The sequence below is a fragment of the Methanosarcina vacuolata Z-761 genome (assembly GCF_000969905.1).
GTDB classification, from domain to species: Archaea; Halobacteriota; Methanosarcinia; order Methanosarcinales; family Methanosarcinaceae; genus Methanosarcina; species Methanosarcina vacuolata.
This window is the reverse complement of the sequence record NZ_CP009520.1, coordinates 4,428,585-4,450,109: the sequence shown is the minus strand read 5'-3', so window position 1 is coordinate 4,450,109 and position 21,525 is coordinate 4,428,585. Positions and strand designations below refer to the sequence as shown.

General features: G+C 40.9%; 13 protein-coding genes. 7 read left to right on the top strand and 6 right to left on the bottom strand.

All coding sequences use genetic code 11. From position 1 onward, the window contains the following. Positions 1 to 517 precede the first annotated feature (517 nt). From MSVAZ_RS18430 to MSVAZ_RS18410, 4 genes are all read right to left on the bottom strand, one after another. Positions 518 to 2,659 (bottom strand): endonuclease MutS2, encoded by a 2,142-nt coding sequence (locus MSVAZ_RS18430; protein ID WP_048124346.1) that lies wholly within the window; start codon positions 2,657 to 2,659, stop codon positions 518 to 520. A 71-nt stretch (positions 2,660 to 2,730) separates the two neighbouring features. Next, positions 2,731 to 3,702, bottom strand: coding sequence for an alpha/beta hydrolase (locus MSVAZ_RS18425; RefSeq protein WP_232316153.1), 972 nt, complete (start codon positions 3,700 to 3,702; stop codon positions 2,731 to 2,733). A 26-nt stretch (positions 3,703 to 3,728) separates the two neighbouring features. Then, positions 3,729 to 3,896: a preprotein translocase subunit Sec61beta gene (locus tag MSVAZ_RS18420; RefSeq protein ID WP_048123390.1), complete on the bottom strand. Its 168-nt coding sequence runs from the start codon at positions 3,894 to 3,896 to the stop codon at positions 3,729 to 3,731. 498 nt (positions 3,897 to 4,394) lie between these two features. Then, positions 4,395 to 5,414 carry an S-methyl-5-thioribose-1-phosphate isomerase gene (locus MSVAZ_RS18410; protein ID WP_048124342.1) on the bottom strand — a complete coding sequence of 340 codons (1,020 nt, stop codon included), beginning with the start codon at positions 5,412 to 5,414 and terminating at the stop codon, positions 4,395 to 4,397. 538 nt (positions 5,415 to 5,952) lie between these two features. Between MSVAZ_RS18410 and MSVAZ_RS18405 the strand changes: the two genes are divergently transcribed. After that, positions 5,953 to 7,053, top strand: coding sequence for an inositol-3-phosphate synthase (locus MSVAZ_RS18405; protein ID WP_048123386.1), 1,101 nt, complete (start codon positions 5,953 to 5,955; stop codon positions 7,051 to 7,053). 330 nt (positions 7,054 to 7,383) lie between these two features. Here the strand turns inward: MSVAZ_RS18405 and radB are convergent, their stop codons facing one another. Then, positions 7,384 to 8,082, bottom strand: a complete 699-nt coding sequence (gene radB, locus MSVAZ_RS18395) for a DNA repair and recombination protein RadB (protein ID WP_048123382.1) — start codon at positions 8,080 to 8,082, stop codon at positions 7,384 to 7,386. Between the two features lie 1,973 nt (positions 8,083 to 10,055). On the opposite strand from radB, the gene MSVAZ_RS18390 reads away from it, so the two are divergent. The 5 genes from MSVAZ_RS18390 to MSVAZ_RS18365 all read left to right on the top strand — a co-directional run bounded on the left by MSVAZ_RS18390 (position 10,056) and on the right by MSVAZ_RS18365 (position 19,041). Next, positions 10,056 to 10,307: a glutaredoxin family protein gene (locus MSVAZ_RS18390; protein WP_048123380.1), complete on the top strand. Its 252-nt coding sequence runs from the start codon at positions 10,056 to 10,058 to the stop codon at positions 10,305 to 10,307. Between the two features lie 105 nt (positions 10,308 to 10,412). After that, complete coding sequence (gene nrdD, locus MSVAZ_RS18385) at positions 10,413 to 12,797, top strand: anaerobic ribonucleoside-triphosphate reductase (RefSeq protein ID WP_048123378.1); 2,385 nt, start codon at positions 10,413 to 10,415, stop codon at positions 12,795 to 12,797. Positions 12,798 to 12,845: 48 nt separating this feature from the next. Further along, positions 12,846 to 13,628, top strand: a complete 783-nt coding sequence (locus MSVAZ_RS18380) for an anaerobic ribonucleoside-triphosphate reductase activating protein (protein ID WP_048123376.1) — start codon at positions 12,846 to 12,848, stop codon at positions 13,626 to 13,628. A 739-nt stretch (positions 13,629 to 14,367) separates the two neighbouring features. Beyond that, entirely contained in the window at positions 14,368 to 15,390 is a 1,023-nt protein-coding gene (thiL, locus tag MSVAZ_RS18370) for a thiamine-phosphate kinase (RefSeq protein WP_048123371.1), read from the top strand. A 162-nt stretch (positions 15,391 to 15,552) separates the two neighbouring features. Further along, positions 15,553 to 19,041: an S-layer protein domain-containing protein gene (locus tag MSVAZ_RS18365; RefSeq protein ID WP_048123369.1), complete on the top strand. Its 3,489-nt coding sequence runs from the start codon at positions 15,553 to 15,555 to the stop codon at positions 19,039 to 19,041. Between the two features lie 219 nt (positions 19,042 to 19,260). On the opposite strand, the gene MSVAZ_RS18360 is transcribed toward MSVAZ_RS18365, so the two are convergent. After that, positions 19,261 to 19,782 (bottom strand): helix-turn-helix domain-containing protein, encoded by a 522-nt coding sequence (locus MSVAZ_RS18360; RefSeq protein WP_048123368.1) that lies wholly within the window; start codon positions 19,780 to 19,782, stop codon positions 19,261 to 19,263. Positions 19,783 to 20,440: 658 nt separating this feature from the next. On the opposite strand from MSVAZ_RS18360, the gene MSVAZ_RS18355 reads away from it, so the two are divergent. Next, complete coding sequence (locus MSVAZ_RS18355; protein WP_048123366.1) at positions 20,441 to 21,469, top strand: ABC transporter substrate-binding protein; 1,029 nt, start codon at positions 20,441 to 20,443, stop codon at positions 21,467 to 21,469. The last annotated feature ends 56 nt before the right edge of the window (positions 21,470 to 21,525 follow it).

Sequence of the window (21,525 nt, the reverse complement as noted above, 5' to 3'; positions counted from 1 at the left end):
CATTTATTCAGACTCGTCTTTAAAAATAATAAAAGATCTGAAGATAGGATCTCTGTAGATCTCATGTTCAATTTCATTACTTGATTGTCACCCGGTTTTACTGGGTTGAAAAGAAGATATCCCCCGGGTTCACTCAAACAACTTAGCATATAGTTAGCCTTAGAGAACTTTTTCCTTGACAACATCAACCTTGTTAGCCGATTAGAGTTTTGAATTCCTTACATAAGGGAAGCGCAATCTCCTTATTAAGTTGTCGGACATGCATTGACACCAAAACATATATAAACTTTTGTATCGGCTGGATTTCAGGGATCTAAGGAATCTCCTCCAACTCACTACTATTTATTAGTATATAGAACTAAAGATTTATAATATTATCTCTTGAAGCCAATTATTGACAAAAACAAAAAAGAGATCCTACGTCAGAAGGAAAAAGTACTGGAAGATTACAAGAAAAGATTGGAAGTTTCCAGGTAAATTTTCTATTAATATATTTAGGAAATTCACTGAAATTTCTCTAAAGGTTTACTTTTGAGCCAGTTTTAAATTTATCCTTTAAATGTGAGTAAAACTCCTGCTCTTTTCCAGTGGTCTTTCTGAACAGCCGTTCCACAATCAGCTCGGGAGTGCTTCGAGCAATACGGTTGTATACAGGATTCCGGTTTACGATTAGCTCAAGGTTGGAGTCCAGTCCATCTGCCTCAATCCCATCTACTCTTACTTCCGTTCCGGTATTTTCAAGGATAAGTTCCGAAAGATGAGAGACAAAAACTCCAAGACTCTGTTCATTTCTGGACAGATATTCAAGAATTCCTGCTATAATTCGTGCAGAAGCTCCAGGCTCAGTGATCGATTCCAGTTCGTCCGCAAGCACCAGTTTTTCTGAGGCTTCGGAGAGCACCGAGAATTGCTTGAGGGTAGTCTCGAAAGCTCCTGCATCGAGAGTTCCTTTTGATTTTCCAAAATAGTAGAATTCCTCTACAGGCCCGAGTTCAAGTTTTTTTGCAGGAACCGGAAAGCCCATGTACCCAAGAATTACGCATTGGGCAAGGAGCTCGAGCAGGGAAGTCTTACCGCCTGAGTTTACTCCACTCAAGAGCACAACCCTGTTTTCCAGGCCTGCCGGGGAAAATCCGGTTTTTCCGATGGAATAACTGATAGGATCGATCTTTCCATAACGAGCTTTTAAAAAGAGGTTTTCTCCGTCTGTAAAACCTATTCCGATTTCGGGAATCAGCTCGGGCAGATTAAGATGGAATTTTGTTGAAAAACAGGAAATTGAAAAGCCAAGGTCAAAATCCAGAACTTTCCTGACAAGTTTTTCTACAGGCTGGTGAAAACCTGAAAGCGTTTTTGCAAGTTCCCTTTTCCTGGCAAGCCTTGTTTTCTCAAGGCTATTGTTCAACTTTTGCCTGAGAAGCTGCAACTGGGACTGTTCTGCATATAGAGGGTAGGAAATTTCATCAGGAAAAAGTGAATCAAGCATTAGTTTTTCTTGCTTTTGAAGCCCTAACTTTTCAGCAAGCTCTTCTTTGACGGTTTCAGTTTCAGTTTTATAGATTCTATTAAGTTCCTTTGTAAGAAGGTCTTTAACCTCCATTCCCCCGCTCACAAGCCTGACAAGTTCCTGCCCGCTTAGAGTAAGCGAGCTTGCCTCAAGGGCATGGTTCATGCGCTGGTTAGCCTCATTCAGGGCCAAAGTCAATGTGGGGTCCAGGTTTTGCAGGGCTGCTCCGAGCCTGTCAAGTTCAGGGTCAAAACCTTCAACAGGTTTACCATCCTCACCGAGCTTTGAGAGTGCGGTATCGAGTGTATCAAGCTTCTCTTTTGAAAACTCCTCAAAGAGCTCAAAGTTTTCTGAGCGGAGAGCTGATACGATACTCAGGCAGGCGTGGATACAGTCAAGATTCCGTGCAAAAAACGCCAGTTCTTTTTCAGGCAAGACCTGCCAGAGTTCAGCTCTGGAAAGGTCATGGAAATATTCGGGTTCAATGTCTTCAGGTAGATCAAAACCAAGATAAGTATCATCAAAAACAATTACGCTGGAATAACCTCTTGCAAGATCCACGAATTCCGATAGGTTTTCTACAGCCTGTACAGGCAAGAAGCCCTGGAACTTTTCTCTGGCTGCTTCAAGGGTCTTTGAATCTCCGCAAAGAATTATCCGGTCCCTGACTCTCAGGTTCCCGGGAACAGGCCTAAGTTCACTGACTCTAGTAAGCAATTTAAGAAATTCGGAATTCTCGGGGAATGCATTTCCCAGTTCAAGATACTCTCTTACGAAAGCCTGTCTCTCCTGGATAAGATCCATGCGCGAAGCAGGTAATGGGTAAAAAAGGTTTAGCTTATCCCTGGCATGCGTTGTATGGGCAAAACTTTTTATCAGCTCAAGCAGGTGAGAATAAAGACTCAGGGCTTCTTTTGTCCTGAGAAAATCGGAAATTGAGCAGCCTTCAGCCCTGGACTTGGCATACCGGGCAAGGGAAAGGGCAAAATTGCGGCTGATCCCGTTGACTTCAGAAAGCGAAGCTATATCACCCTCGCAAATAGCCTGAAGAGCCGCCTCTTCAGTTCCGAAATGCTCAATCAGCCTATCGGCTACCCGTTCACCGATTCCATGAATTTCCCGCAGGCTTGAGAGCGGCTGAGAAGTTTTCATACCCAAAATACTTTTCATATGCAAGATACTCTTGTTTCAATAAATTCAACTGGGTATTAAGCCCTTGTTATTTAGTTCAAAAGAAGGGCAAGTTCTTTTTCAAGATAAGGGCGCATTGAGGCCGTATATCCGTGCGTTGCCTCAGTAACATTATACATCGCTTTTGGCTCTTTTGCAAGATCAAAGGTCCGGAGCGCCAGATCGTGGGAGATTACCGGGTCATTAGAAGAATGAATCAGCACTAATTTTGCAGGCGGCAGGGTAGAGAGATAGGTATCCGGATCAATTGAACGATAGAACTGATAAGCTTCAGAATCACTTGCAAGGGAAGAATCAATTTCTTCAGTGCCGTACCCCGCAGTGCTGATACCGATAACTCCTTTAAGGGAAGGATTAAGAGCGCAGGCAAGGACTGCAAATCTTCCACCGTTACTTTCTCCAAGGATTGCAAGCTTTTCCGGGTTAATTTCAGGTTGAGCTGCAAGTACATCTGAGGCTTTAAGAGCGTCATAAATCATGTTATATTCTACGGGCTCAAGGCCGGCTTTGAAAAGTTCAAGATCTTTTTCTATATTTATGCCGCCCAGATTGCGCTGGTCAAGCGTGAGAGTTGCATATCCCATTTTAGAGAGTTCCACAGCTAGACCCTGTTCGGCTTCTTTGCTAATCCCTGCTCCGGGCAACAGAACAAGGCCAAGAGAAGAAGATGAATTTGCAGGAATTCTTAAGAGAGCCTGGATTTTTTCCCCTTTGCTTTCAAAAGACAGCAGTTTTAAAGTATCCGAGCTTTCAGGAGCGTATACATCTTCGATTTCCTGAGCTGTGAATACTGGCTTTTCTCTATCTGGGAAAGATAGAATCCCTGCTTCCGAAACCTTCCAGGGCGCCTCATCACCTGTAGAGTTAGAAGGATTATACAGGACTCCAAAAAAACCCATAAGTATAAGAAGAAAACCCAGAAGAAAAATTGTGGGCTTGGAGATTCTTGTCCCTGAAGAAGCCTTGCGTTTACTTTCTTTTTTTCCTGAATTCTGCCTGCTCAAGGAAACCCTGCCAAAAAAAATTGCGGTTACGGCCAGAAACCATTTACAGCACTTAAGAATAATACTGCAATGCCAGTAATGGCACCGATAATAAGCACTACCTTGGGCTGGACTTGAACTGCATTTTTATCTGCTTCATAATAGCGCATGAGCCCTGCAGAAGACTGGAGCCCGGAACCTGATTTTTTAGCCATGTGTTAACACCTGTATGAACGCATTGATTGGGATATAATTTCGTTACCTATATTTGCCTACAATAGGTTTTCTGGATAATAATTAAGATTATCTTGAAATTAACAGTCGAAAATCAGAAATTTAACATAACTGTTAATTGACTATTAAATAACCATTAATTAACTATTAAATAACTGTTAATCAACTATTAAATAACTGTTAATCAGTTATTAAATATTTTAATCAGCTATTAAATAACTGTTAATCAACTATTAAATAACTGTTAAATTTCCTCTTAAATTTGGTAATTATCACATAATTTACAGTTCTGATATATAAATCCAGCAGAGAAATGTCTAATAATTGGATTCTGAAAAGGTGGAGATAATTCACGCTCTTGAAGCAGGTCCTTCTCAAACAAGTGTTTCTCAAACAAGTGTTTCTCAAACAAGTGTTTCTCAAACAAGTGTTTCTCAAACAAGTGTTTCTCAAACAAGTGTTTCTCAAACAAGTGTTTCTCAAACAAGTACTTCGTCCAGGAGGAAGGGCGGGTAAAACACTCCTTTCTCAGTAATTACCGCAGTTATGTTTTCCATAGGAGTTGCGTCAAAAGCAGGGTTGTAAACTTCTACATCTTTTGGGGCAAGTTGTTCCGATCCGAAAAAGCGCAACTCATCAGGATCTCGCATTTCTATCTTTACACTGCCTTCCCAGCCATTGAAATCGAAAGTAGAGGCTGGGGCTGCTACGTAGAAAGGAATTTCATGCTCTTTTGCAAGAATGGAGAGGGAATAAGTACCTATTTTATTGAAAACGACATCCTGAGTGATCCTGTCAGCTCCTACAAGCACGCTGTCTACAAGCCCCTGCTGCATTACCCATCCAGCCATAGAATCCGAAATAAGTGTTACTGGAATTTTATCCTGCATCAGCTCCCATGCAGTGATTCTGCTTCCCTGGTTCAGCGGCCTGGTCTCACAGGCAATAACCTTTATCTCTTTGCCTTCAGCAATAGCCGAGCGCACAACCCCAAGAGCTGTGCCCCAGTCAACGCAGGCTAGCCTGCCTGCATTGCAGTGTGTAAGTACGGTGTCTCCGTCCTTCAGGAGTTTTGCCCCGGATTCACCTATTAACTTGTTAGTGGTTACATCTTCTTCCGCAATATCCATGGCTTCCTGGAGGGCAATTTCCCGGACTCCCTGAACATCAAAGGCATCTGAAACCGCTTTCAGAACTCTATCGACACCCCAGCTAAGGTTTACTGCCGTAGGGCGTGTTGACTTAAGAGTTTTTCCCGCGACATTAAGGTCTCTTATTATTGTTTCAAAATCTCTAGCCCCACTCAGGAAAGCTGCAAGGGCAATCCCAAAACCTCCTGCTGCACCGAGAGCAGGCGCACCTCTTACCCTGAGAGATTTGATAGCTTCACAGAGAGAACTCAGTGTTTTACATTCTATTATCCTGTACTCTTTAGGGAGAAGGGTCTGGTCTACCAGCACCACAGAGTTGGACTCTTCCTTCCAGTCAATTGTCCTCATTTGATCACTTTCCGATGTAAACGTCAGATTCTGCCGGAAAAATTTCCGCTTTTCTTTCAAGCTCCCCATAAGATAAAAACCTATTCAACTGACATGTCTCGTGACTCTCATATCGTTACTCTTTCCTTTCATTATCTGAGTAATTGAAGAAAGTTAAAATTAATTATATTAAAGATAATTCTTAAACCTTAGAATAACCGGAAAAAATGCGGCAGATCATGCTTCTGGCAACCAGCATTCATAATAAAAACTTTGTTTGGGGAATAAGCAACACGTGAGATATAAATAAAGCAATCTCTTTTTTCATAGAAGCAAACTTACAAATAATAGATTTATAGAGTAACAGAGCAAATAAGACAAGACTTAAAATCCATAGCTAAAATACAAGAAGTCTTAATTTTCAGAAATATTAATTATTAAACTTCATGGACCTTGAATCCGTAAATCCTTGAATCTATAGATTCAAAAATCATACGAGATATTCATTTCATTAATGCGGTTTATGAGAATCTGGGTATTCATCGGAGAGTAAGCGCTTATGACAAAAATAAAAATAGCAATTGCAGGAATCGGGAACTGTGCAAGCTCTTTGATACAGGGCATTGAGTACTATAAACTCGACGATAAAGAGCCAATTGGACTGATGCACAGGGAAATTGGAGGCTATAAACCTGGCGATATTAAAGTTGTTGCTGCCTTTGACATTGATGCCAGAAAAGTGGGAAAAGACGTATCTGAGGCCATCTTTGCTCCCCCGAACTGCACAGCGGTTTTTTGTCCTGATGTTCCATCCACAGGTGTGAAGGTTAAAATGGGCAGGGTTCTCGACGGGGTCTCTGACCATATGAAGAACTATAAGGAAAGTCAAACTTTTGTTGTCAGCAAGGAACAGGAATCCACAAAAGCCGATATCGTGAATGAAATTAAAAACTCGGGTGCCGATATGCTTCTCAATTACCTTCCCGTAGGTTCTGAAGAAGCAGTCCGTTTTTATGCCGAGTGTGCCCTTGAAGCAGGTGTGGCTTTCATAAATAATATGCCTGTTTTCATCGCAAGCAATCCAGAATGGGCAAAAAGATTTGAGGAAAAGAATATTCCAATCATTGGCGATGATGTCAAAGCTCAGCTTGGGGCTACTATCACGCACAGGATTCTTGCAGACCTTTTTGAAAAACGAGGCGTAAAACTCGAGAGAACATATCAGCTCAATACTGGGGGAAACACGGACTTTCTTAATATGCTCAACAGGAACAGGCTTGCTTCCAAAAGGGAATCAAAGACCGAAGCTGTTCAATCCGTCCTTTCCAGGAAGCTTGATGACGACAATATCCACATCGGACCTAGCGATTACGTAGCCTGGCAAAAGGACAATAAGATTTGCTTCCTGAGAATGGAAGGCAAGCTTTTTGGCGATGTGCCTATGAACCTTGAACTCCGGCTTTCCGTCGAAGACTCTCCTAATTCCGGAGGTGTGGTCATCGATGCCATCCGATGCTGCAAACTGGCTCTTGACCGCGGGATAGGAGGCGTGTTGTATTCCCCGGCTTCCTACTTTATGAAACATCCGGCGATTCAGTACACTGACGATGAAGCTTACAGGCGGACTGAAGAATTTATATCTGGAACCAGAGAACGTTAAAATTCTGGTAAGAGATTCCTGTAAAAAGGAATTCTACAAACCCCCGGAAGTACCGGGAGTTTTAAGTTTTTCTGTCCAGAATGAGTATTAAATGGTTATTCTAAGAGCTTTTTTCCGATTTCTTAATTCGGTTTATCGAATCTCTTTAGTTTGTTGAATCTCTTCGGTTTGTTGAATCTCTTCGGTTTGTTGAATCTCTTCAGTTTGTTGAATCTCTTCGGTTTATTGAATTTCTTCAGTTTAGCGGATTTTTTCAGCTTATCTAATCTCTTCAGCTTATTTAATTTCTTCAACTTCTTTAATTTCTTCAGTTTATCTAATTTCTTCGACTTAGCGAATCCCTTCGGCTGTAATTCTAAATTCTGCACTCGAACCTTCAGGGCAGGACCGATGTTTGTACAGAATAGCGCGCCTGGTCCCTTTGCCGGTTTTTTCAAGCTGAATAATCGCCTTTGAAATATGTTCTAGGGAACTACCGCCAAGCGGGCGCACCCCTCCTGAGATAATATCGGAATATACCTGGTTGGTTATGACTGCAACAAAACCGTGTTTGCGGGCAAGAGCATGTAAAAATCCTATTTGGCTAGCAAGTTCTCTGCGGCTTTTCATGCCTGTCTCATCGTCTTCAAGCTCGAACCTGTAGTACGAGGTTGCAGAATCGAGTATCACGAGACCTATATTCTCACTTGCTATTCTCTCCACTTCCCTTACGGCTGCATATTGTTCTTCAAAATTCAGGGGTTCATAGATAATGATACTTCTAGCTATTTCTTTTGCATTTTCCCCTGCAATCTGCTTGAATCGAACAGGAGAAAGCCCTTCGGTATCTATGAAGATGACTCTCTGCCCTTGTTTTACGCATTCCACTGAAAGCTGGATGCAGATATTTGTTTTCCCGGTTCCTGCAGCTCCGAAGATTTGAGTCACAATCCCTTTTTCGAAACCTCCTTCCAGAAGTTCGTCAAGAGGCTTGCAGCCGGAAGATAGTAATTTCTCTATGAAGTGGCACCTCTTTTGTACTTGGTAAATATAACTGGCCCATGATATAACGTTTTTTTGTAATTTCCAACCTTTTCAGGAAAATTAAAGATTTTCTAAGAGGAATAAAAAGACAAAGTGGATATAAAAGAAATGCTCGGATATAGATTCTCAGCTCTACTAATCATTAAAAAATATTTCATAAGAGTACCGTGAAAATGAGAGTGATGATTTGGTATATTTTTTGAGTTTTTAGGAACATTTAGGAACAATATCTTGTATAATTAGCCATACATGTATTTTGAACTGACTTTCTGCAGATGTCCATTCAATTTTCACAATTTTTCTTACTATCGTTTTTTCTGAAAATTACCCTGCTTATTCAAACTTCATTGAAAGATTCTAACCTCTGTTTCTGGAAGTTTCAGTTGAGATAATAATTGCAAATTATTGAACAAATGCACAAAAACGATAGCCAGAAAAATGTTCTTTTTTTCAAGACATCTGCGGAAGGTCTGTTTGAAAAATATCTCTCAGCATTAGAGAAACCCACTTCATTAGTCATCGGTTAAGGAATTTTCTTGCCTGAAAGCTATTGATTTTGCATTAGGAGCCGTCCTTAAATTTTGGCCTATTTACGTGAAATTGATGCCTGTTCCAGCTTGTAACTTATTAAACTATTTGCGAACTGTTGAGGAAATCGGTACAATTTATCATGATTCCTCACTTAACCGAAGACGCATGTGGATTTATTGGTCTTTGTGTACCAAACAAGAATGTTATTGTATCCAGACCTGAGGTCAAAAACCATTATTAAGGATAGGGCAGTTAGAATGCTTATCTGAAAAAATCGCGCAAGAAAAGGTAACTAAAAATAAGATTAAGAATTAAAAATCATTTAGAGACATAGAAAAAGGAGGATGAGAGATAAATAAGCAAAATTGAGCTTTATGGATTCCGGTAAAATCTATAAAGCTCCAATAGAACGATGTGGATAACATCATTATTTACTTCAAGCTAATATGATCGCTTTGAGGCATAAAAAGCTGTCGATACCGCATTAATAACATAGACTTAGCTGATGCTATTCACATTTTTTTTAAAAATTGTATCGTCAAAAACTTTCAAAGTCATTAACGTAAGGAGAAGCATGATCAGTTTAGCTAGTGCTATGGAATTTGCAAAACTTTTAGTTGAATTAGCAAGTGGAATAAAGATTTTAGTGGAAGTCTATGAAAAAGTAACAGCACATCTCAAAAGAAAAAAATAAAAATTTAACCTCAACCTAACATTTTTATTTTTTAAAAAGTTAGTAAGAATGAGAGATAGCTAACTTGTTTTCATTATTTATAATAATAGTTTTTGCTACAAGACGCGTCCTTTTCTGTACTTAACAGAATTATATCGGGCACGACTCTTTATTATAAATTTCAATGTTTGGAGGAATAATTCCTTATACATGTTAGCCGTACTGTACCAGGCAAATCGGCTGCGGATATTCCCTTGACGTCTTCTGTGCTTGAAATCATCTCCTTGAAGAAGGCTGTTTTTCAAAAACAGGGGTCCTTAAATTTGTTATCAAATCTGGTAACAAATCGAACGTCTTTGTATACAAAACAAAGGTGTTATTGTATCCAGATGAAGGTTTCACTGTATCCAGACCTGAGGTTAAAAACCATTATTAAGGATAGGGCGTTTAGAATATTTACTTGAAAATAAAGGTCATTTTCACTCAGTAGAATGAAAAAATGATATCATGGGGGTCACTTTATAGAAGCTGCGCCCTTTTCCGATATTGATGACTGATATTTGAAAATATACATTTGTAGGGATTATAAGGGTTAGCTGAGGAATGGTAACCCACGTGGGGCTTTGTTTTATGCTGCAACATGTTCTGTGTCTGCGCGCTCACCCCGCAGACAATGAAAATAAACATAAAATGTGATAAAGAAACGGGTCCCACACAAGAAACGTTAACTAAAAATCAGATTAAGAATTAGAGTAAAATCAGAGGGACGTAAAGCATGGCAAAAATAATCATATATACAACGGAACGCTGTCCGAAATGCAATAAATTAAAAAATTTCCTGGAGGCACATTCAGTTGCTTTTGAGGTAGCAGATATGTCTACTCCCGAAGCTCTAACGGAACTGCGTTTCAATGGGGTCTTCACAGTGACAGCGCCTGTTTTACAGATCAATGATACTTTCCTTACGCACGAGGAACTCTTCAGTGGAGGAGAAGTAAACCCTGAAAAAATCCAGGAAATCCTGTGATGAAGAAAATCCTGTGATAACAGAGATCTGAAATTAAAAATAAATTGAATATTTCTTCAAATTTTATAAAATTCTATTATTAAGACAATCACTGAAGATGAGAAAATGACAAGCGAGATTCTCTTACCAGATTACCAGGTATCTGACAACCAATCAGCCCAAACGATGCTTGAAGAATTATCCGTCTCTCCTCTCCCCAAAAATGACCAGTTATCTGACAACCAGCCAGTGCAAAAAACCCTTGATGGGCTGTCCGTCTCTCCTCTCCCCAGGGTAAGGACAACAGATGGTTTCATTCTTAACTGGGACAGGAACATTATTGTAAATCAGCTTCTGAAAGAAACAAAATTAAGCGAAATTTTCTATAACAAACCCTCAATCACAAAAGAAGAAGCCATTGAGATTGCAAAGGACGCAGAAAAGATCATTAAAAAGATGAATCTCAAGTTTCTCTCAGGTCCTCTTATCCGGGAAATAGTAAACAATATTCTACTTGACAGGGGGCATGTTGAGTGGAGAAACATTATGACCAGGGTCGGAGCTTCGGTCTATGATGCCTACGAAATCGATACTGGTTACGGTTTTGAGGCAAATGATAATGCAAACCAGCTGAACAACGCCGAAACCTCACATAAAAGAAAAGCTGACAAAATGTCCAAGGAGCAAAATCTCCTTCTAATGCCAAAAGAGCTTTCCGACCTTCACCTCAATGGGGATTTCCATATCCATGACCTTGAATATATGGGCACAAGACCATTTTGCCAGGACTGGGATCTCCGTTACTTTTTTTATTATGGACTCATGCCTGACGGAGTGGGAACTCAATCAAGCGTGGCAAAACCTGCAAAGAATGCCGAGGTAGCTTTCCTTCATGCGGTAAAAGCTATGGGTTCGGCTCAGACCAATTTTGCAGGTGGGCAGGGTTTTTACAATTTCCTAACTTTCATGGCTCCATATCTGGAAGGCAAGTCCGAAACCGAGATAAGACAGCTTATGCAAATGTTCGTCTATGAAATGATGCAGATGATGTGTGCAAGAGGCGGACAGACTGTCTTTTCATCCGTGCAGCTTTCCCCTGGTGTCCCAAAGCTCTGGAGAAACATTCCGATTGTTGCTAAGGGTAAGGTCTGGGACGGCAAGCAGGCCCCTCTCAGAACCTATGGGGAATTCGAAAAGGAAGTCCGCCTCGGGTTCAAGGCTCTTATGGATGTTATGCTCGAAGGGGATGCCTGGGGCAAACCTTTCAGCTTCCCAAAGCCCGAAATTTCCATTGAACCTGACTTTATGGAAGAAAACAAAGAATTCAACATAGCTCACCCTGAGCTTCCGACTTACAAAGAGTTATACAGGATGACCTTCGAGCTGGCTGCTAAATTCGGGACTCCTTACTTTGATAATCAGCTTCCGGAGTACAGGGGCGCAGGAGAAGGAATTTCATGTTATCAATGTTGTGCGTATCAGTTTTCTGCAAACCCTACTGATGATAAAGAGTTCGATGACAAACTTCATTTCAGGAATGGAAAACACTTTTCAATGGGCTCATGGATGGTCCTGTCTTTAAACTGCCCAAGGGCCGCATACAGGGCTGAACATAATGATGAAAAACTGTTCAATGAGCTCAAGACCCTGATGAATAAGGGAGTGGAAGTTTTCAAGATCAAGCGCAGATGGATGAATGGTCTGATTAAGAAAAACAGGATTCCCTTTGCAGCCCAGCATCCCAAAGATCCTAATACAGAGGAAAAAGGGGCCATAGCTGTGGACTTCGAAAGCCTGGTTTATACTATCGGAGTGGTAGGGATCAATGAAATGGTTCAGTACCATACAGGTTTCCAGATCCATGAGTCTCCTGCTGCTTATAAGCTTGCTATCAGGGCCATGTTTGAAATGAAAATGCACGCTCAAAAGCTTTCAAAAGAAACCGGCATGGAGATTGCTCTTGCAAGAACGCCTGCGGAAACGACAGCTCAGCGTTTCGCAGTCTCGGACCTCTTGCATAAGGAATATGCCGACAAGGCCGAGTTCACAATTAAAGGGAATTTGGAAGCCGCAAAGAGTGAGTTGAATCAGACGCATGACCTGCCAATCTACTATACTAATGGAACTCATGTTACCGTTGGTGCAGATATATCTCTACCTGAAAGAATAAAGTACGAACATACTTTCTTCCCGATTGTGGACGGCGGAAATATCATGCATGTCTGGCTTGGAGAAGGACAGCCGGACCCTGACGGCCTTCAGGAGCTTGCTATGCATATAGCAAAGAACACCCAGACAGGTTACTTTGCTTTTACCAAGGACATGACCGTATGCACTGACGAAGGATACGTAGCCGATGGGCTGCTGGACAGATGCCCGAAGTGTAAATCTGAAAATGTGCAGCATCTCTCAAGGATCACAGGATACCTTCAATCGGTTGAAGGCTGGAACAAAGGCAAGCGCCAGGAACTTCTGGACAGAAAACGATACAGCACAAGGGAACTCAGATAAGGGTTCCTTTAATCCTTTTTTATACATAAAAGCGTGAGAACGTAGGTCATGAAAGTAAACTACGCAGGTACTGTCCCGCTCTCTACCGTGGACTGGAAAGGGAGGGCGGCAGTTACTATCTTTTTTCGGGGATGCCCGCTTCGCTGCCCCTACTGCCAGAACCATCCCTACCTCCAGGGGTTTAACCCTGTAGAATTGGAATTCGTGGAAAAGCAGATTAAAGAATCGAAACCCTTTGTAAGTGCAGTTGTATTTTCAGGAGGAGAACCTCTGATGCAGGAAGCAGTTATTCCTCTTGCTGAATTTGCGAGAGAAATGGAGCTTGCAATTGGAATTCATACAAACGGCTGCTACCCTGAAATGGCAAATGAACTGGTTAAAAGAAAGCTAGTTGATAAATTTTTTATAGATATAAAAGCTCCCCCGGACGATCCCGAACTTTATGGGAAAGTTACGGGCTTCAAAAAATCAGAAGCTGTGAAAGAGACTCCAGAACCGATAACTGCATCTGTAATAAAAACGCTTGAGATTGCAGATTCCTGCGGCTTAGAACTGGAACTTCGGACAACATTAATTAGAGATTTTATCGGAAGCAGGGAAGAAATAGCCCGTATAGCTGCCTGGATCTCGAAACATATGAAAAATAGAGAACTTACCTATGTATTGCAGCAGGGTATTCCGGAACATAGCTTGCAGGAAAATTTAAGAGAGCTGCGGGTTCTGGAAAGGGATGAACTATATGAACTGGGAAAAATCGCAAAAAGTTTTCTGGAAAATGTGAGAATAAGAACAAGAGAAAGCGGAGATGAAATGATCTCTGATTCTGTATGACATAATCTGATGGAATCAATAAGAACAAGAGAAAGTGGCGACGAAGTGATCTCTGATTCTGTATGACATAATCTGATGGAATCAATAAGAACAAGAGAAAGCGGAGACGAAGTGATCTCTGATTCTGTATGACATAATCTTGCAGAATCCAGCACCTAATGTTTTCTGATCTTATGTGACATAATCTTGCAGAATCCAGCACCTAATGTTTTCTGATCTTATGTGACATAATCTTGCAGAATCCAGCATCTAATGTTTTCTGATCTGGCCTGATCTGATGTGCCATAATCTTGCAGAATCCAGCATAATGTTTTCTGACCCGCTCTGACAGTTTATGGATATTAATTCGTTTTTTTCTTTTTGTACTTTTCTTTTTTGTCTGCATTGTGAATAAAGTGTAAACTATTCTCTTTTAGAGTCCTACAGAAAAACATGTTTTAAGTTCAAATGAATTTGAAGTTTACAAAAGTCTTATACATCCCTAGAGATAAAAGGCAAATGTGAAGCCCTTAAGAAATTTATTTGAGAAAATTTATTTATTCAATGCTCGTGGAAAAAAATAGACTTTTTGAGAAAACGTCTTTCTCAGTACCGAAAATGGTTCGGTGAGAACTATTAAAATTTTTGTATTACTTTATGTGTTACACAAATTAAATAAAGGAGAGAAACTCAGTATTTTTGGTTCACAGAGTGCATTTATCTAGAAAGGAAAACAAAAATCATCTTTTTCAAAAAAACCATGAAAAACACAAAAGTATCTTCAGTTGGAGAGCGCGCTCTAATCTCCATTTTATCTGAGATTTTCAAAGCACCTGACGGCAGGGAGAAAGGACAGGAAGGAATCCTTATAGGCGCAGGTTCGGATGACTGCGCCGTCCTTGACCTGAAAGGCGAAGACTGCCTGGTTGTTACCACCGATATGCTGCATAGGACTACTGATTTTCCGGAAGAGATGACGCCCTGGCAGATGGGCTGGATGTCAGCAGCCGTAAACCTCAGTGACATTGCAGCCATGGGTGCAGAGCCCATAGGGCTTGTTATGGCAATTGGGATGCCTGCAGATACCGAAATTGCTTTTGTTGAAGCCCTTGCAAAAGGTATGCAGGCATGTGCCGAATTCTGCGGAACTACGATTATAGGAGGCGATCTTGATACTCACGCAGAACTGACAATTACAGGGACGGCACTTGGCAGAGTGAAAAAAGACCAGCTCCTTCTTCGGCGTGGAGCAAGACCAGGTGACCTTGTCTGTGTCACAGGTTATACAGGGTCAGCAGGAGCAGCTCTGGAGGCCCTTCAGTCTCGCAAGCCTGTGAGCGAAACTGTCCTGAATGCACTTTTTGAGCCTGTCCCGCGCACGAAAGAAGCAAGGATGCTGGCTGAGTCCGGAGCAGTCACGTCTATGATGGATACGAGTGACGGCCTTGCAATGTCCCTTTACGACTTTTCCAGGCAGAGCCGTGTGGGCTTCAGGGTCCGGGAAAATGCCCTTCCTATCCTCGTGGAAGTCCGGAAATTTGCTTCAAATCCGGACAAGCTAAGGGAATTTGCCCTTTACACGGGTGGAGATTTCGAACTTCTTATTACAATTGATCCACAAAAGATCAAAAAAGTACAAAATATATGTAACTTAGTCGTTATAGGAGAATGTACAAAGTATGAAGCAGGCATTGTGCTCGAATCTCCAGAATGCAACCTTATAACTATAGAGCAGAGAGGATACCAGCAGTTAAAAGCCGAAGCTGTTGATAGATCCTCCTGATTAACAATAATTACCCCTGTGAAACAAAAGCCTGGATTAGAGAGACGAAAATTTAGAAACTCTTGATTGATAAGCCCAAAAAACTTACAAAAATCGAGCAAGTCTCAGGAGAAACTGACTAAATTCATAATAATTTATGCACAAGGTTCAGAAGGATAGAACATGAAAAAAGCTAGTTTACAAATATTTACAGCAATTCTGGTGCTAGGGCTATTTTGCGGAACTGCAGCTGCAGCTCCGAGTATAATAGCAGCATCGCCTGGAGACAATGCGACGGTCAATAAGACAGTCGGCGAGATTCAAGATTTTAGCATTCAAACAAACGAGTCAGCAACTATTGACTGGCAGATTGATGGAAGCAATGTTTCCGAAACATCGTATGATAGTGCAACGAATACCTCTACCCTCAATCACACCGTTACGCAAGGTACATACGACGTCAAAGCGATTGTTCAGTCAACTGGAGGGAGTAGAACCTGGAGTGTAACCGGAGGGTCGGATGTACCGCAAATCACATCATTTTTCCCTTCATACACAACCGTTAACAATAACGTAGGACAATCAAGAAAATTTAATGCAACTATTAGCCAGACTTCAAATATGACATGGTATGTTGATGATGTCCAGGTTCAGGAAAACAATTCTGTCACTGATTCATCATATATCAATACTTCTGCAACACAGGGCATGCATACAATTAAAATGAGTGCAGAAAACGAAAATGGCAGTGTAGAAAAATCCTGGAAATGGAAAATATCAACGGTCGGAGGATTATCTGTTAATGTTGACCCCTCCGAAGGAACTGTTTCAGTCGATAAAGGAGCATCTAAAACTTTCCAGGTCAACTCCAGCACGGACGACCAGGATATTAATGTTGAGTGGCTTGTTGATAGCGAATCAAAGAAAAAAGATGAAAGTGTAACCTCTTCTTCATACGACTTTGAAGAAGACAGTGCAGGAAATTATACCCTCAAGGCAGTGGTAAGTGATCCTAATGGTACTTACGATGATTCGACAAAAACATGGACTGTAAGCGTCGGGTCTTCTACAGATAATTCAACTGGGAATAGGATCTGGGAAAAAGGAATGCCCACAACTTACACATGGACTGCCCAGAGTTACTCAGGCTTCTACTATGATCTTGATTCCGGAGTATCCTCAGAAGAAATGACCATTACAGATATAGGTAGCAGCATAAAATCAGGAAATATTGAGTACTCCACAAAACCTACTGAGACTGATTTTGAATACAGTAAATGGGGTTCATATCAGATAATCGGGTTCATGGCAGAGAAATACTTTGCAGGCTATACTGAAAATAATTCCACAGTTATAGGAGATGACATCAGCCCTATTTCTGATGGGGTTCTTTCCAAGATTCTCATAGACACTGACGATAAAAAATCAGCAAACGCCGGAGATTCTCTTGTTCTCGAAGAAGGATATTCACTGAATATCGTGGAAGTTGATGTCAATGGAGAATCTGTCTGGGTCCAGCTTGAAAAAGATGGTGATGTAGTAGACGAAGCATTCCTCAAATCGGGCGACGACTATGTCTATGAAACTGATCTTGGAGACTCAGAAGATGTGCCCATAATCATTGCCCATATAGGCACGGTTTTTGAAGGAGCTGAAACCTCTGCTGTCTTCATACAGGGTCTCTTCCAGATTTCGGATGATTATGTAGAAGTTGAAAACGGAGATACTTTTGGGGAAATGGAAGTAACTTCCGTTAGCAGCAGTGAAATAAAGATGGAGAATGATGATAGCGTCGGATTTGATAAGGGAGACACAGTAGACCTTATGGGTAAAATACAGATTCAGGTAGCTGATGATGATACACTGCGCTTTGCCCCGATACTTGACACCTCGGAAGCCGGTACATACGAGCTTCGCGGGACTGTCTATGATGAGGATATCGATGGTGATTCACTCCCTAGCTGGACGCCCTTTAACTTTGAAGGTTTCTATTACAACATAGATGAGGGAATTGGGACTGAAAATCTTACAGTAGAAGAGCTTGACGGCAGGAATATACCTGCAGATAACCTTGTCTACAAATCAACACCACAGGCGGTTGATTTTGATCACGACGAATGGGGCAATTTCACAGTTATTGGTTTCATGGCAGACAAGTACTTTGCCGGGTATACTGATGGTTCCGTTGAAGGAGCTGTTGATGATGTGAGCCTTCTTTCGGATAATATTCTCTGTAAAGTCCTTACAGACAGCGACGACAAAAGGTCTATGGATTCAGGTTCTGCCCTTACCCTTGAAGAGGGTTATTCTTTGAATATCAAAGAAGTCGATGTCAATGGAGAATCTGTCTGGGTTCAGCTTGAAAAAGATGGTGATGTAGTAGACGAGGCATTCCTCAGCTCGGGCGATGACTATGTCTATGAAACTGATCTTGGAGACGCGGAAAACGTACCGCTGATTATAGTCCATTTCGGCACGGTTTTCCAAGGAAGTGAGACCTCTGCTGTCTTTGTACAGGGAATCTTCCAGCTCTCGGACCAGTACACCGAAATCAATAATGGAGATACTTTTGGCGATATGGAGGTCACAAGCGTCTCTGAAAGTGGCATTATAATGAAAAACGATGATAGCATCGGTCTTGGAAAAGATGAAACCTCCGAGATAATGGGCAATGTCAGTTTCAAGACTGCTAATGACGATACTCTCAGGTTCTACCCCTTCGTGGAAGTTGAAACCGGCGGTAATGGAAGCGACAACAATTCCCTGAAAATAAGTGTTCCTGATAAGATTTATGCCGGAAATTCGTTTGATATCGAAGTAACTGCTGGTAATGAATCTATAAAAGGCGCTAATGTTTCGGTTAACGAAAGTAGTGTAGGCGAAACCGATGGTGATGGAGTTGTTGAGTATACAGCCAAAGACGTCGGAACTTTGAAGATAACTGCAGAAAAGGATGACTACAAAACTGCAAATAAAAATATTAATGTCAGTGCTCCAAAAGAGGAAATGACAGTTAATGTTTCACCTGAGACAGTTTATGTAGGCGATACCCTGAACATTGAAGCTGTCAAGTCAATCGGCGGCGATCCAATTGATGGTGCAAACGTATCGATTGACGGAAAAATCATTGGTCAAACAGATTCCAGCGGAAAAGCTACCTATAAGACAGATAAAAGAGGCACTCTTGAACTGGGCTTAACAAAAGAAGGATTCGAAGACCAGGAAATAAATGTAAAAGTAAAAGATTTGGAAGCTAACTACACATACTCAAACCTGGTAATCGATCCTTTAGAGGTAAGTGCAGGTAAGGATACGACAATCTCAGTTAGTGTCGAAAATACAGGCAATGCTGCAGGAAATGAAAGTGTGGAGTTGCTTATTAACGGAAACATAAGTGACTCAAAAGACGTTTCCCTGGGCATTGGGAACAATACCACTGTAACCTTTGAGCATGCAGAAGAGGTTCCGGGAACCTACAAGGTTGAAATTGGAGGAGAAAACTCAACCTACACTGTAAAGGAAAAATCTTCCTTAATGCTCTATATTCTTGGATTCATTGTCCTGTTAATAATCGGTGGAGCTGCTTATTACTTCACCAAGGGTGGCGGAGACATGTCAAAGCTATCTGAACAGGTAAAAGAACTTATTAACTCGGTGAAACCAAAGAAATAAAGCTACAGGAAAACAAAAAATTCAAAAACAAAAGAGAATATAACTTAAAATTCCCGCGTTAACCCAAAACGCGGGTTCTTCCTATTTTTAGAACAGTTCAAATTTGATTTACGTTCAGCAGTCTTTCAGGGTTTTGCTGACAGATATTCAGTATCTTTTATTTCAGGAAACTTTTTGTTCCACGCGACGCAGCATTTATTTCTAGCACTCTATGCAGTTTTACTCCATCTTTTTGAGCGCAAGTTCAATGGCGTCTATAAGGCTGTTCTTTGGAATAATGGTTGTTACTGGAATGTTGAGGATCTTTTCCACTGTCGGGCTCACTATAGGGGCGCAAACAAGGGCTTTTGCTCCATCTCTTTCAGCGTTAACGGCTGCTATTATGGCTTCTTCCATTGAGGTTGCCGAATATTCCCTTATTGTGACCAGCCTACCAGCTATCTTTTTCTTTGTTTCTACTATGTTGTCAAGCACCGAGCGAGCTGCAATCACAGCTATAAAATCTCCACTATCTGTTTCTTTAATATCGCGGATAGTTTTCACTATCTGGCGGAGAGTTTTAATGTTGGGGTCCCGGTTCCCTGACAGGATCTTGTAAAGAGTACTCGGCGGGATATTCGCTTTTTTCGCGAAATCCACAGCAGTGAGGTTAAGATCCTCTTTTATTACAGTGGAAAGCGTTTTTTGAAAAACTTCATCGGATTCAAATGCGGATTTGATAACTTTGTCTGCAACATTCATAAAATTCAACCTTTTAAGTCCTGTAAAGAGTTTTAAACAACAAAAAATAATGTACATTTTAATCTACATTTCACAGGAAATTTAGTCCTTAATGAGAAATATATCCCGATATATTAATACATTTGGGATATAATCAAGGCTACTTTGAGATAATATATATAGGAAATTGTAAAAATATTAATATACCGTTAGATATTTACTTTTTATTTTTACCGGGATTCTTCTGGAGAAGTACAAACTCTCTTGCAAAAGAGTTTATGGAAAGCTGACAAAAAAGATAAAAGTCTGTGATTTTTCGATAGGAAATCTCGATTTCAAACAGTATTTAGTAATGAAAGTAGTAATGAAAGTTATCATTTTATATGGTTCATTATCAGTATATGGACTATTGTCAGTACATGGTAATTATCAATACAGATTATCAGTACATGATTGATTATCAGTATATGGACTACTGTCAGTACATGGATAATTATCAATACAGATTATCAGTGCATGATTAATTATCAACACATGGATAATTATCAGCACATGGTAATTATCAGCACATGGATAATTATCAGCACATGGATAATTATCAGCACATGGATAATTATCAGCACATGGATAATTATCAGCAGGACTATTACCAGTTGTAAGGATTAATTGAGGTGGAACTTTGAAAAAACTAGGCATACTTATACTTACTTTCTTGTTGGTCGCATCTATTTTCGTATCCGGCTGTGCATCCAATAAAGGAAATGTATCTGAGAACGAAACCGGACCTGAAGAGACCACTACAATTACTGAGCTGAATATTGGTTATCAGCCAAGCACCCATCAGATCGCATATATGACTGCGGCTGAAAAAGGATGGTGGAAAGAAGACCTTGCACCATATGGAATTACGAAAATTAATGAATACCAGTTTCCTACAGGAGCCCCTGAAATGCAGGCTATGCTGGCTGGAGACCTGGATGCCGCCTATGTAGGGTCAGCTCCTGTAATTACAGCTCTCAGCCAGGGCCTTGACGCAAAGATTGTTGCGCCTGTCCAGATAAACGGTTCAAGTCTTGTTCTTCGTAACGAATACAACTACAAAAGCCCTCAAGACTTAAAGGGCCTTAAGATCGCTACTTACCCACCAGGAACTATTCAGGATACCCTGCTCAGAAACTGGCTCAAGGAAAACGGACTTGATCCTGATAAAGATGTGAAAATCCTTGGAATGACTCCAGGAGATGCTGTCACCGCTATTTCAGCTAAACAGGTTGATGCTGTGTTTCTGCCTCATCCCTCTCCGGCAGTTGTAGAAAAGGAAAATATTGGGCGTACTATAGTGCAGTCTGGAGAGATGGAAGCAAATCATTCTTGCTGTGTACTTGTCGTAAGTGGAAAACTTATCAGGGAGCACCCCGATATTGTGGAGCAGATTGTAAAGACCCATATTAAGGCAACCAAGTATAATCAGGAACATGTGGACGAAGCTGCTCAGATTTTTTCAAATAAGACTACAGAGGATCTTGACACTGTAAAGGAATCTCTTAAGGAATGGGATGGTGCATGGATCACAGATCCAACCTTGATTGAAGACTCAGCTGTCAATTACTCAAAGGTTCAGCATGACCTTGGGTATATTCCGAAATCTCTGACCAAGGAAGAAATCTTTGACACAAGTTTCTATGATAAAGTCATGAGTGAGAACTAAAAATAAGAGTAACTGAAGAAAAAGAGAACTCTAAATAAAGGGTTCAACTGCTTCGG

Coding starts and splice junctions, on each gene's coding strand:
- MSVAZ_RS18430 (WP_048124346.1), bottom strand. CDS start 2,659: ATGAAAACTTCTCAGCCGCTCTCAAGCCTGCGGGAAATTCATGGAATC.
- MSVAZ_RS18420 (WP_048123390.1), bottom strand. CDS start 3,896: ATGGCTAAAAAATCAGGTTCCGGGCTCCAGTCTTCTGCAGGGCTCATG.
- MSVAZ_RS18410 (WP_048124342.1), bottom strand. CDS start 5,414: ATGAGGACAATTGACTGGAAGGAAGAGTCCAACTCTGTGGTGCTGGTA.
- MSVAZ_RS18405 (WP_048123386.1), top strand. CDS start 5,953: ATGACAAAAATAAAAATAGCAATTGCAGGAATCGGGAACTGTGCAAGC.
- MSVAZ_RS18390 (WP_048123380.1), top strand. CDS start 10,056: ATGGCAAAAATAATCATATATACAACGGAACGCTGTCCGAAATGCAAT.
- nrdD (WP_048123378.1), top strand. CDS start 10,413: ATGACAAGCGAGATTCTCTTACCAGATTACCAGGTATCTGACAACCAA.
- MSVAZ_RS18380 (WP_048123376.1), top strand. CDS start 12,846: ATGAAAGTAAACTACGCAGGTACTGTCCCGCTCTCTACCGTGGACTGG.
- thiL (WP_048123371.1), top strand. CDS start 14,368: ATGAAAAACACAAAAGTATCTTCAGTTGGAGAGCGCGCTCTAATCTCC.
- MSVAZ_RS18365 (WP_048123369.1), top strand. CDS start 15,553: ATGAAAAAAGCTAGTTTACAAATATTTACAGCAATTCTGGTGCTAGGG.
- MSVAZ_RS18360 (WP_048123368.1), bottom strand. CDS start 19,782: ATGAATGTTGCAGACAAAGTTATCAAATCCGCATTTGAATCCGATGAA.